At 57.9% G+C, this 13,343-nt stretch carries 10 protein-coding genes; 5 read left to right on the forward strand and 5 right to left on the reverse strand.

Going from position 1 to position 13,343, the window contains the following annotated elements; all coding sequences use genetic code 11:
- The first annotated feature begins 61 nt into the window (after positions 1–61).
- Positions 62–1,090, forward strand: coding sequence for a GlxA family transcriptional regulator (locus RQ479_RS23720; RefSeq protein ID WP_164895659.1), 1,029 nt, complete (start codon positions 62–64; stop codon positions 1,088–1,090).
- Positions 1,091–1,570: 480 nt separating this feature from the next.
- Here the strand turns inward: RQ479_RS23720 and RQ479_RS23725 are convergent, their stop codons facing one another.
- The 5 genes from RQ479_RS23725 to RQ479_RS23745 form a co-directional block, all read right to left on the reverse strand.
- Positions 1,571–1,852 (reverse strand): hypothetical protein, encoded by a 282-nt coding sequence (locus RQ479_RS23725; protein WP_206622050.1) that lies wholly within the window; start codon positions 1,850–1,852, stop codon positions 1,571–1,573.
- Between the two features lie 178 nt (positions 1,853–2,030).
- Positions 2,031–3,674, reverse strand: a complete 1,644-nt coding sequence (locus RQ479_RS23730) for an MFS transporter (protein ID WP_128288730.1) — start codon at positions 3,672–3,674, stop codon at positions 2,031–2,033.
- Positions 3,675–3,730: 56 nt separating this feature from the next.
- Entirely contained in the window at positions 3,731–4,249 is a 519-nt protein-coding gene (locus RQ479_RS23735; protein WP_245486643.1) for a UPF0262 family protein, read from the reverse strand.
- A 344-nt stretch (positions 4,250–4,593) separates the two neighbouring features.
- Complete coding sequence (locus tag RQ479_RS23740; protein ID WP_128288729.1) at positions 4,594–6,237, reverse strand: MFS transporter; 1,644 nt, start codon at positions 6,235–6,237, stop codon at positions 4,594–4,596.
- A gap of 98 nt (positions 6,238–6,335) precedes the next feature.
- Entirely contained in the window at positions 6,336–7,691 is a 1,356-nt protein-coding gene (locus RQ479_RS23745) for a Glu/Leu/Phe/Val dehydrogenase (protein ID WP_128288753.1), read from the reverse strand.
- 420 nt (positions 7,692–8,111) lie between these two features.
- Between RQ479_RS23745 and RQ479_RS23750 the strand changes: the two genes are divergently transcribed.
- From RQ479_RS23750 to RQ479_RS23765, 4 genes are all read left to right on the forward strand, one after another.
- Positions 8,112–9,047, forward strand: a complete 936-nt coding sequence (locus RQ479_RS23750) for a MurR/RpiR family transcriptional regulator (RefSeq protein ID WP_128288728.1) — start codon at positions 8,112–8,114, stop codon at positions 9,045–9,047.
- Between the two features lie 866 nt (positions 9,048–9,913).
- The gene (locus RQ479_RS23755; protein ID WP_128288727.1) at positions 9,914–11,518 is read left to right on the forward strand and encodes an ABC transporter substrate-binding protein; all 1,605 of its coding nucleotides are present in this window, start codon (positions 9,914–9,916) and stop codon (positions 11,516–11,518) included.
- Positions 11,518–12,459, forward strand: coding sequence for an ABC transporter permease (locus tag RQ479_RS23760; RefSeq protein ID WP_128288726.1), 942 nt, complete (start codon positions 11,518–11,520; stop codon positions 12,457–12,459). The genes RQ479_RS23755 and RQ479_RS23760 overlap by 1 nt, the downstream gene beginning before the upstream one ends.
- Position 12,460: 1 nt before the next feature.
- Entirely contained in the window at positions 12,461–13,342 is an 882-nt protein-coding gene (locus RQ479_RS23765) for an ABC transporter permease (protein ID WP_128288725.1), read from the forward strand.
- Position 13,343 lies beyond the last annotated feature (1 nt).

Consider the following 13,343-nt stretch of genomic DNA (forward strand, 5'->3'; position numbering starts at 1 on the left):
CTGCTTCAAAGCCGAGTTGCCGCGTAAGGTGGGTCCTTGGAAATTTCTCGAGCGAGCAGTAATGGACAAATGGACAACCAACCAGAAGCTAAAGATCTTCGTCGCTGAGGGATTTCCCACCCTCGCATATTCGGCGATCGTAGCTGGTCTCAGTGCGGTCAACAAAGTCCTCGATTCGGAAGCCTACACCTGGGATGTCGTTTCAAGTGAAGGCGGTGTAATTACCTCTGATGCTTTGCAACACGTAATGACCAACAGGGCCACGACGAGCGAGGGCCGGCGCAGCGATGCCCGCCCTGCGAATTTCATCGTTCTGGTTTCCGAAATCACCCAGCCTGATGTTCGACAGTGGTTGACGGCTTGGATTCGGGAAGGGCTCGCGCGCGGAACGAAAGTCATCGCGGTGGGTCGCGCCACGATGCTCCTTGCGGAAGCGGGCTTTTTGTGTGGCCGCCGGTGCGCCGTCCACTGGAGGGATTTCGGGGTTGCAGTCGAGCGCTTCCCAAGGGTGCTGTTTGCCCGGACTCTTTACGAGATCGACGGTCCCTTTCACACTTGCGCGGGTGAAATGTCTGCTCTCGATCTCATCTTGCGAATCGTCGAGTCCAACTTCGGTCGTACGACGGCGGAGTGGGTGGCGGGCGAGACGCTCTACGGATCGTTGCGGTGTAGCACTGATCGCCAGAAACCTCCGATGCACATTAAGCTCGAGCGGCTCGGTTCGCCTATCCTGAAGGTCGTCGATCTCATGGAAAGTAATCTGGCGAATCCTATTGGTATCAACGAATTGGTTGAAACTTCTCCCATCTCGAGACGCCAGGTGGAGCGGCTATTTGAAAGAGAAATGGGTATGTCGCCCCAGAAGTTCTACCTGAGGCTCCGTTTGGAAAGGGCGCTAGAACTTCTAAGGTATTCAGCCATGCCGATTATCGACGTTGCCGTGGCCACCGGATTTATTTCTCCATCACACTTTTCGAAGGCCTTCAGAACCGCATTTGGCATTTCTCCGACTGATTGCCGCAGAGTTGACCACCCCAGCGGAACATCGACTGACGCACAATGCGCCTTCAGACGCCTGATAGAACGCTGAAGTTTTAGCTTGGCGCCCAGAGGTATCGTCCGAAAAGACCCAATTGTGCACAACGGAACTGTCGTCGAGCGAGGCGCAAACTAAATGTCATTAGTTCGGTTCCCTTCAGCGTCTTCACGCTTTTTCACCTTGCGCTGCGGGTTCATTTTCATCTTCATCTTCAGAAGTGTGGTACCCCAATGCATTATAAGACTGCTGACATCATTCCCGTTGCGCCGGCGCCTTTCAATAATGCCGATCTGATCCTGTGTCATCGTCAAGAGCATATGCTTTTGTCTCTCTTTCACAGATTTTCATGATCGTCCGATAGTTTCAGCCAATAATGAAAGCTCGACTGCGATGGCGTAGTCGGCAGCCTCATCAAGAGTCGTTCGGCCCGTTCGCCTTCGCGAGAGACAGGAATGTCGTGGATGTTGCGCAGACTGCCAACGCGACTTCGTGTCCAGCTCCCGCCATGCCCGGTCCGCTTTCCGAAGCGATTCAGCATCGCTGCGATCGACAAATCCGGCGACTGCCTCGCAGTCCGATCTTGTTCTTCTTCACCATCATCCGAGTGTGGTCGCCACCCTGCCAATGAATGACGAGCGCCAATGTGTCGTCGACAATCTCAACGACGATTTCCGTGATCAGCAGCCGAATGACCTTTTTGCGTGGGTCGATGGATGCATCGGGACTGTCCCATGCTTTGCCCAAGTCCCTATCAATCAGACGTCGAAGTGCCTTTAGCGCGTCCTTGATCGCAGCGACCTTCAGCGAGACCATAGCGCCGGCAGGCCTTCTTCGATCTCGCTCACGCGTTTTGCCTCAAGCCGAGCGAAGTCCTTGATGCTCCGACCTTCCGCCAGCCAGCGCAGGCATCATTATTTCATAGGTGAAAGCATGTCGTGTCCCTTTCGTCTCGGCGCCAGAAATCATCAATTTTGCTCGGATGCCCACGCGGCTATTTCTGCGAAAAATAGGGCACCAGCGGATAGGACTTACGCGCTCCGCCGGTCGGCCGTTCGACCAGAATCCTCGTTCGAGGAGGCTTGCTCTCCTCGCTCAGGTTCAGAATTTGGTTGTCCAATTCCTTATCCGCCGCGGTCAGGCGGTGATGAAGACGGTGATAGTCCGTCCAGGTCGGCGTCCGGAATGTTTCCAACCAGCGTGACGGCTCCTGAACATCCCGGGTAAGCGTCCATTGCCGTGCCCCGACACGGCTTTGGGCGTATCGCCGCTTCTGCATGATCTCCAGAAACCGATCTACGTGCTCGTCAGAGATCACATACTCGGTCGTGATGAGGATAGGGCCGCTTCTCGGTTTCAGATCGAGTGCCACCGCAGGTGCGCTGAAACCACCAGAGGGTTCGAGTTCCGATTCAGAACGATTGCTGATCGGCAGTTTGAGCCCAAGCACCGCGACCAGAAGGGTTGCGACACCGGACCAGCCGAGCGCCAAGGCAAGCGAGTGGTTTTGGACGATGATGCCCCAAAACCAGCTTCCGGCAGCGATGCCGCCATAGGTAAAGGCGCTGTGGATCGATATCGTGCGCCCAACGATCCAGCGGGGGCTTGCCAGCTGCACGTTCACGCCGAGCCCGGACCATGCCGTCACCCACCCGGCGCCTCCAAGAGCGAGGGAGATCGCTGCAACCACGAGCGAAGAAGTCAGCGCAAGCCATACCTGGCAAATGGCGCAAGCGATGCAGGCAAGCACCACCAGCCATTCCTGCGTGAGCACCCGCCGGAGCGTCGGATTCATCAGTCCGGCCAGAAGTGCGCCGGCGCCGAAACCGCCCATCATGATGCCGTAGCCGATTGGTCCGCCCTTGACGCCATCGCGTGCAACGAGTGGCAACAGTGCCAACGTTGAGGTGCCTGCGAACCCGAACAGCGTTCCGCGGACGATCGTTGACTTAATTTCCGAGGATATGGCGGTGAAGCGCAGACCATCGTAAATGGCGGTCATCAGCGCCTCGCGCGGAAGGGACGATATTTCAACCTTCCAGTTATTGCGCCACAAGGCGGTAAGAGGGGCGATAAAACCGAGCGTGGTCAGCGCGAATGTGACGAGCGGTCCAAAAGCGGCAACGATGATCCCGCCAAGCGCCGGACCGACGCTGCGCACCGTGTTGAACCCGACATTGAGGAGGGTGACGGCAGCCGGCAGCTGACGGCGTTCCAATATGTCGCCGAGCGAGGCGCGCCAGGCGGGATCGCTGAGCGCTATGCCGCAGCCGTCCAGAAAGCTGAACGCGAGGATCAGCCAAGGATCGGTAATGCCAAACGCCATGAGGATCGTCAGCATCGCGGCTGCGGCCATCATCAGGCTTCGACCGACGATCATGACCATGCGACGGCTATAGTTATCGGCAATCGCGCCGACGAAGACCGCCAGAAAGAAGGCTGGCAACGTCGACGAGGCTTGGACGAGCGCAACCATCACGTCCGAGGTTGAAACCGTGGCCATCAGCCAGCTGAGCGCCACCGTCTGCATCAGCCAGCCGAGACTTGAGAGCTGAGACGCGAGAAAGACCGAACGGAAAATCGGGTTCTTCAGCGGCGCCAGCAAGCCTGTGGATGCGATTTCTGCGTTTGACGACATGTCGTTTATTCTCTTGTGGAGAGGTAGCGCCGCCCGCCGTCGCAGACAGCTTCCGGCTACCGTAGAAAGGGTGCCGCGCGATCGAATGAATCGCGGGTGACCAGCAGGGAGATCAGCGTGAACAACCGACGGGCGGTCTCCTGATCCATGACGAGCTTGGATCTGAGCCGTTCCAGCAGGAGTGCAGCAGCTTCATTGTGGACGGCGCGGCGGCCCATGTCGATCGCTTCAAGCTTATCTAGCGACGGCGGCGCCTTGGCATCGGCGTAGACGTTGCAAACGAGAGCATAGTCCTTCAGGATGTGGCGGAACGGCGTGAGCGATTGATAATGGCAAAGAACATGCCCGGCTCTTTCGGTGGTGACAGAGACCATCAGGCCTTTCCACCAACGCAAGAGAGAGCGGCAGGGGCCGCCGATGTGATCGACGGGCGCAACACTGTTGCTGTCAATCAGATCGAAAATCGCGACAGCCTGTTCGTGTTTCCGCTCTGAATTGGTCGGGCGCCCGGACGAATTGTCCAATGATACCGCGGAAAGGCGGAAGGCGCTCGAAGTGATCGTTACGGAGGTCATCGAGCGCCCCGTTCTGTTTCGGTGGTTATATGTCGGCACGGACGAAGCCCCTCGGCGTTCCGAAAAATGTGGCTGCCGCCGAAACATGTCCAGCGACAGCCACGCGCCTTGGGAGGCAGGGGGAACTTGTTAGAGACCGTCTCGCTGTTCCGCGTTGCCACGGTCGCATCGTCATCGCCGAACAACGAAGAAAAAGCGGCTGTCGTCGAGACAGGGGCAACGACAGCCGAGTGGCCCGACGAGACCGGAGACATAGCCGTGCGCAGGTCGGGAACCTGCCCTCGAAGTATGTGCGGACAGCATGCTGCGGCTGATTGACTGCTTTCCTCATCGCCAGTTTCACCTCAAGGCCGCGAAATGCGCGTTATGGGCTGGCTGCGGCTGCGAGCCGGACCGGTTCCGCGCTCTATCGACAGCGCTGGCTCAGGCGGAAGGTCGCCGTCATGCAGAGCGGCCAGACGCACGCCGATTTCCTTGTCGCCGACGGTCAGCCGATGATTCAGGCGCAGGTAGTCCATCCAAGTCGGCGTCCAGTAGGTCTCGGTCCAAAGCGTGGGCGTGTGCAAGCTTCGCTGCAGCGACCAGTTCCGCGCACCGGCCCGGCTCTGAACACGTCGCCGTTCGCGCATGCAGTCCAGGAAGGCGTCGACGTTGTGCTCGGGTATCAGGTAATCGGCCTTGACGATAATCGGCCCGCTTCTGGGCTTCAGATCCAGTGCTAGCGACGGTGCGACGAACTCTGACGACCCCTGTTCGGATTCCTCCCAAAGCTCGATCGGCAACGCGAAAGCACCGGCCGCAACGAGCAACAGGACCGCCGCCGCGCCTTCGAAGGCGATGGTCAGGGAGTAGTTCTGGGCAATGGTACCCCAGATCCAACTGCCTGCCGCCAAGCCGCCGTACGACAAGGCATAGTAGATAGATAGTGTGCGGCCGACGACCCATCGCGGGCTCGACAATTGTATCGCGACGTCAATTCCGGTCCAGGTAAGAAGCCAGCCTGCACCGCCAATTGCCAAACCCACGGCCGCCAAAGGAAGCGACGATGTGAGAGCCAGCGTCAGGCAGCAAACGGCGCAGGCGGTGGACGCGGCTGCGAGCAGTTGATCTCGAGACATCGTCCGCCTCAGGTGGCTGCTGCAAAGGCCAGCGGAAAATGCGCCAATGCCGAATGCGGCCAGTAGTGCGCCATAAACAATCGGCCCGCTCGCCAAGCGATCTCGTACGATGAGTGGCAGCAGCGCCAGGATGGATATGCTCGCCAGTCCGAACAAGGTTCCGCGGAGAATGGCCGCTCGGATCTCCGAAGATATCGCGGTGAAGCGTAGGCCATCATGGATGGCTGTGGTAATGCGCTCGCGCGGCAGCGGAGAAGCGCGAACATGCCATTTTGAACGGGCCACCGCGGTTAGCGGCACCAGATCGCTCAGCGCAGCCAGGACGAAGGCGGCAAGTGGTCCGAGGAAAGCGAGAATAAGGCCACCGAGAGCCGGACCAATGCTGCGGATGATATTGTACCCGACTGACATCAGCGTCACCGCTGCCGGGATATCGCGCTTTTCGAGAATGTCGCCAACGGAGGCGTGCCAGGCCGGATCGTTCAGCGCAAATCCGCATCCCGCCAGAAAGCCGAGGCAGAGGATTAACCAGGGGCTGGAAAAGCCCAGTGCCACAGAGATTGCCAGCGTTGCGGATGCCAGTGCAATCAGGCAGTGGCCGGCGAGCATCACACCGCGTCGGCTGAAACTGTCTGCGATAGCGCCTGCCAGGATGGACAGAAAGAATGCCGGCAGCGTCGACGAAGCCTGAACGAGCGCGACCATCACATCGGACGCTGAAATCGTCGCCATGAGCCAACTGATCGCCGTGGTCTGCACCAGCCAGCCGAGGCTAGAAATTTGCGTAGCCGACCAGATCGCGCGGAACGCACGGTTCTGAAGAGGGGCTAGTACCGCCGAGACGGCCGAATGGGAATCCTCACGCTGCATGATGGATGTCTCTCACAACTCGGTTGTCACCTTTCGACAGAGGGCTTTAGTGGCCGCCTCTTTCCTGGCGCCTTTTCGTTCCCCTTGAACCACATAAGTCAGATCCCAATTGCCTCATATGCCTCGGCAATCTGCCGGATGGAGGCGACATAAGCCGCTGTGCGATAGTCACCGAGTTCCGGTTGCTTCTCCAGTAGATCCCCGATCCGGGCCCAGGTGCTGCGCATAACATCTTCGAGACCTGAGCGGACGAGGTCGATCTCGGCGCCGCCTTCGAGAAACTCGTCTCGAATGTCGGCCGGGAACTCCTTGCCGGTCATCCGTTCGAGTGCAGCAGCTATCGTCTGGTTGCGCCGCTCGCGCCGCCGCCGCTCCATCAGCCCGAACGGAATATGGGTCAGGTTCTTGACCCACTCGAAGTAGCTGACAACGACCCCGCCGGCGTTGACATAGAGGTCCGGAAGGATGGTCACACCGCGGGAGCGGAGGATCTTGTCAGCATCGAAGGTAACTGGCCCATTGGCGGCCTCGACGACGAGGTGCGCCTTGATGCGCTCCGCGTTCTCGGCATGGATGGCGTTCTCCATCGCCGCAGGGATGAGAACGTCGCAAGGTTGTTCGATGCCAGTCATACTGTCGGCGAAGGACTTGGCGCCTTCGAAGCCCAGAATACTGCCGGTGCGGATTTGATGCTGCTTCAGCGCCTCAACCGACAAGCCCTCGGGATTGGCCACATAGCCATCGCGTTCAGCAACGACGGTGACGCGCGCACCGTCCTCTTCCGACAAGAACTTGGCAGCGTGGAAGCCGACATTGCCGAAGCCCTGGACGACGACGGAGGCTCCTTTGAGATCTCGCCGGCCGTCGAGACCGGGCGTGCGGGTGTCGCGCAGGAAGCTCTGAATGGCGAATTGCACACCCCTGCCGGTTGCCTCCGTCCGCCCGGCAATGCCGCCCTTAGACAAGGGTTTTCCGGTGACGCAGGCGCGTGCGTTGACGACGTCGGTCGGATTGGCTCGGCGGAACTCGTCCATCATCCAGGCCATTTCACGTTCGCCGGTGCCGATGTCGGGAGCCGGAACGTTGACGCCCGGACCGATCAAGCCGCGCTTGTTGAGTTCCTGGGTAAAGCGGCGGGTTATGCGCTCGAGTTCCTGCGCTGTCCACTCGCGCGGATCGATCTTAAGTGCACCCTTGGAACCACCGAAGGGAACGTCGACGAGCGAGCACTTCAGCGTCATCAAAGCAGCAAGCGCCTCGACCTCCTCGGCATCGGCATTGGAGGCGTAACGGATGCCGCCCTTGACCGGTTCGCAGTGCTCACTGTGGACCGAACGCCAGCCAATGAAGCTGTACATGCGGCCGCGCAGCCGAACACCAAACCGGACCGTATAGGTCGAGTTGCACTGGATGATCCGTTCTGCGAGACCCTCCGGCAGATCCAGGAAAGACATGGCATGTCGGAAGTTCTGGTCGACGCTTTCGAGAAAGCCTGCGGAACCAACCTGCATCATGCACCTCTCTCAGCTTGAGAAGAAGTATGTCGAGACTGACTTTTGCCGATCCGCATCGGTAGCTGAGACGTTGCATACACTTCGTGTTTTCTCCTGGGAATATTGATTGGGAGCCGACATCCGTCCATCCAATGAGGCCCAGAACTGGCTTACTGAAATTCAAAATAGCAAAGTTTGACCACAATGCAACATGTGTTTCACGACACCCATTCATGAATCGATCGACGCACGATGGAGCCGATCTTAGGTGCCCAGGAAATTTCTTCGACTGAAACCGGAGAGGCGAGGGAACACGAGTATGAATGGATCTGCGACGCAACATCTGTTGCATGACGCAGCTTGCTAAGCTATCAACGGTATATGGCTCACGGACCCTTATCTGACCGACTAATCAAAGACTTCGATACAATGTCGGAGCAATTCAAGCTGGCGGCACGATACATCATCGACCAGCCTCATGACGTCGCACTTCTGTCCATGCGCGATCAAGCGAGAATAGCCGGCGTTCAGCCATCGACAATGACCCGGCTGGCAAAGCATCTTGGCCTCGCAGGCTATGATGAATTTCGCGCGCTTTATGCTGACGCCCTGCGCGGCGGGGAATCCGGGTTTGCCGGCAAGGCCAGCGCTCAAGCTATTGCACAGCGACGGAAGGGTGACCATGGGCTTGCTCGCGAAATCCTCCGTGCCCAAGCCGCTGAGATTGCTCAATTGGCCGATTCCACGCAGCTTGATGCGATTGTATCAACCGCAAGGCGCATTGCGGCTTCGCGCCTGACCTTTTGCATTGGTTTAAGGTCGAGTCATTCGATTGCGTGGCATTTCAGCTATATACTATCGATGATAGGAGACAAATCGGTTTTACTCGACGCCGTCGGAGGAACAGGATCTGATGCCTTATCCCGCGCAGCTGAACAGGATGTGCTTTTGGCAGTAAGTGTTGCTCCATACACCCGCGTTACTTTAGAAATTGCAGAATACGCGCGCCGCCACCGTATTCCCGTTGTTGCTGTCACCGATAGTGAAGTGTCTCCACTTGCGCGCATCGCAGACGATGTAGTTATTGTACAAACTAAGAGTCCATCATTTTTCCATACAATGACTCCGGCATTCGCTGTAGCCGAGGTTCTCGGCGCTCTTATTGCTGGGCGGAGTTCGGATGTCGCGCGTGAGAACCTCCTTCAATTTGACGCTCACCTTTCAGATATCAATGCCCACGCACAATCGGGTCCTTCGTCTCGAAACATCCGATTGCCTCTTCAAGGAAATGAAAATAGTGACTCGAGACGCGAGTAATCACTCCTAATTCGCGATCAAGTCTGTGACAAAATGAGCTTCTGATTAATCCCGAGCGAAGATGGCGTGTTAGGGGATGCTTATCACAACAAGAAAATCGGGACACGACAACTTGAGCTGTCTTATGCGCATTGCGCCACATCGGGCTGCGCTTCACCCAATTCGCGAGCGCCAGTTGCGGCACCATCCGCCACAAACTGTTCAAGATCGGCGCCCTCGTCGGTGCCACTGCGTTTGGGCCGATAGCCATAGGCATTATCCTCGAAGTCGACCTCGATATCGGTTCCAGGACCAGCTTGGCAGCTTGGCAGCTTGGTAGCTTGGCGGCCGTAGGACCACCCGATCCCGAATAGTCGGGATGCCGAGCGGGCGTTCACCGCCCCCGCGCACCGGCTACGGCCAGACCCTCCAGCTACCCTCTACACCTTCAGCCTCGATCCGGGCAAAGGTCAGACCGTCCACGCCGGGCGAACCCGCATTGGCGCGGGCTGACCCAATCCTCCAGCGCAAAATAAGGCCAACTCGTGAGTGATAGTAACCCGGCGGCAAACTTCCTCAGACCCTTCGTATGATGTAGCCCCAACACAAGAGCCCGAGGCCGCGGCCGGGGGATCCTGCTACGCACTCTATGAAATCGTCTTGGCTGAAAACGTGGCCCTAAAATAAGTCCTCGACGACCTTTCACTGTCAGGGCCCCTGCGAAACGCACGGATCATACGTGTCAGTGGCAAAACACTTGTTGCATGTCTCCTGACCTAGTGTTATTGCTCTCGTGACGGTCCCGTGCCGCGTGACTTGGTGAGCCAGCGCTGACCACGTAATCGATCAACCAAGGATGTCAAAACTAGAAAAAGGGGAGTAGGAACATGACAATATCTAGACGCGAAGTTATCAAGGCTGGGATAGCGGCCGGTACCGCTTTGTCTTTCCCGTCGATCCTTCGGGCGCAGACGTCGCCCGCCGACGCTCGGACAGTCCGCATGGTGACGGAGGCCCTTCGTGGTTACGATCCCATCGTATCGACGCTGGACATTGTCTATAGTCATGGTCTGGCAGTCTACGACACCTTGTTCTCGTTCGATTCCAAACTTGTGCCGCAGCCGCAAATGGTTGGGAAGTGGGGCACTTCCGACGACAAGAGGACTTACACATTTGAGCTCCGGGATGGCCTAAGTTTCCACGACGGTACTCCCGTCACGGCGGCCGATTGTGTCGCTTCGATCCGCCGCTGGGGCCAAGCCGATGCAGGTGGACAACTGATTATGGAGAGGGCCAAGGATGTCTCGAAAATCGACGAGAAGACCTTCAGGATCGCTTTAAAGGAGCCGCTGGGGTTACTGCGCGAATTGATGGCAGGCGGACTTTATCTCGCTGTCATGCGCGCGAAGGACGCGGATCGTCCGGCAACCGAGCAGGTGACCTCAAACATCGGCTCTGGGCCGTTTAAGTTCAACGAGGCTCTTGCGAAGCCAGGCGCGAGCATCACCTACGACCGCAATGATAAATACGTACCGCGCAGCGAGCCGGCCGACGGACTGGCCGGCGGCAAGATTGTCAATGTCGATCGGGTCGTTTGGGAGCATCTTAACGATAGCCAGACGGCTCTCGCCGCCTTACAGGCAGGAGAAGTAGATCTCCTGACCCCGCCCCAAGATTTTTACAGCGTAATCGAGGCCGATCCCAATCTTGCTCTTGACGTCATCCTAAAGTCTGGCCAACTATTTTTCATGCGCATGAATTTCCTGCAGCCGCCGTTCGACAACGTGAAGGCGCGTCAAGCAATGCTTCACCTGATCGACCAGGAGGCCTTTTTGCATGTCGTAAATTCGGATCCAAAATACGGCCACACTGCCACTTCGATATTTGGAAATACCAGCCCCTACACAAATGACGAAAATACGGGATGGTATAAGAAGGGGGGCAACCCGGAAAAGGCCAAGCAACTTTTCGATGAGGCTGGGTATGCGGGCGAGAAGGTCGTCATTCTGCAACCTACGGATTGGGGTGACGGCAACAATACCTCCTTGCTGCTAGTGGACTCATTGCGGAAGATTGGGATCAAAGCTGAGCTTCAGTCAATGGCCTTTGCAGAACTTGCCTCGCGACGAACGAATAAGGGCCCGGTCGAGAATGGCGGCTGGAACATCTTCATTACGACCTATCCCGATTTCAGCCTCGGCAACCCCATCAGCACTGCTCCCTTGCTCGCGAACGGCGACAAGGCCTGGTTTGGTTGGCCGAAGAACGATGAATACGAGGCTCTCAGGGCCAAATGGGCGGACGTCGAAACATTCGAAGAGCGCAAAGCTTTAGCCCGCAAGATGCAACACATATGGTGGGACTTCGTCGGCCACGTTCAACTGGGTCAAAGTGTCTCGCCGATTGCGCGCCGCAAGGTTCTAACCGGGCTCCTCGACGTCACGAGCGGATACGGCATGCCGATGTGGAACATGCAGAAGGCCGGGGCGTAATGCCTGCCTATATCCTTCGCAGGATGTTCTCGACCATCGCCGTCATGGCGATGGTCGGGATCTTTGTCTTCTTGTTGCTGAGGCTAGCACCGGGTGACCCGGCGGCCATGATCGCCGGCAGGTCGGCCACGGCCGATCAGATTGCTGGCATCCGCGAGCAGTTGGGACTCAATGATCCGCTGCCGGTCCAGTTCGTGAATTGGGCCCTCAGCATCCTCGGCGGCGACCTCGGGCACTCGATTTTCACGGGGGGATCCGTTCTCGGGCTGATCTCGCAGCGGCTGGAACCGACAATTTCGATTTCGATCCTGACGATGCTCCTTTCGGTGACGATTGGGGTCTCCTTCGGCATCCTTGCCGCGTGGCGAGCGAGCGGTCTTGTTGATCGCATCCTGACGGCATTCGCGACACTTGGTTTTTCTGTCCCGGTGTTTGTCGTCGGCTTCTTTCTCATATACGTGTTCTCTATCAGAGCACATTGGCTGCCCGTCCAAGGATACCAGCCTATCGACCATGGCTTAGGGCCCTGGCTTGTGCATCTGATCCTGCCGACTGTGACTTTGAGCGTTCCCTACATTGCTTTTATTGCTCGGATCGCGCGGGCGAGCATGCTCGAAGTGCTGTCGGAAGACTATATGCGAACAGCCGCTGCCAAGGGCGCGTCATCCTATTCTATGCTTTTCCACCACGCACTGAAGAATGCAGGTGTCCCGATCCTCACCGTGATCGGCTTAAGTTTCGCAGGTCTGATTGGCGGTGTTGTCATCACGGAAACGGTTTTCAACATACCTGGTGTCGGTCGTTTGGTGGTCGATGCGATCAACAACCGCGATTATCCCATCATTCAAGGCGTGCTCATCCTCGTTTCCGGGCTGTACGTCATTATCAATCTTGCGATCGACCTCTCTTATACGCTCGTCGACCCTCGGATCCGGTACTGATATGACGATACTCTCCGCGCCAGTTGAAACAGTTCCGACGGGACGCTGGCGACTATCTGACCTTCCCCGTCTGGCGAGGCGGAATCCGCTAGTCGTGATAGGCGGCGGCCTGTTAGCTCTGTTGATCGTTGTAGCTATCGCTGCCCCGCTTTACGCCGGGGATCCATTGAACTTGGATCCATTCAAACGGCTTCAGGCGCCTTCCTCGGAGGCGTGGTTTGGCACTGACAATCTCGGCCGTGACGTCTTTGCACGAACAGTGTTCGGCGCCCGGATCTCACTTTTGGTGGGATTGACGTCGGCGGTGGGCGCGGCTCTAGGCGGGCTTCTTATCGGAGTCATTGCCGGCTATGTCCGCAGCTTCGACAATATCGTAATGCGGGTCATGGACGGCCTGATGTCGATCCCGACCATTCTGCTCGCCATCGCCCTTATTTCTCTGACGGGTCCCGGGATAGGCATTCTCATCGTCGCCATCACGATCCCCCAGCTGCCAAGCGTCACGCGGCTAGTCCGTTCGGTGGTTTTGGGCGTTCGCGAGCGTCCTTATGTGGAAGCCGCCCTCTGCGGCGGCGCGCGCCTGCCGAAAGTGCTATGGCGGCATATTCTGCCGAGCACCATTCCACCGCTTATGGTGCAGGGCGCCATAGTCTGCGCAGATGCGATTCTGACAGAGGCGGGGCTGAGCTTCCTCGGCGTGGGCGTGCCGCCCGAGACGCCCAGCTGGGGCAACATGATCTCAAGCTCTCGACTGTATCTCGCTATCGCCCCATCGACGATCTTCGCCCCTGGTATCTGCCTTGCCGTCACGGTGCTTGCAGTCAACCTGCTCGGGGATGGCCTGCGCGACCTGTTCGACCCCCGCGCGAAGCGGAGGCGCTGAC

The sequence above is a fragment of the Mesorhizobium sp. ISC25 genome (genome assembly GCF_042295465.1).
GTDB lineage: Bacteria > Pseudomonadota > Alphaproteobacteria > Rhizobiales > Rhizobiaceae > Mesorhizobium.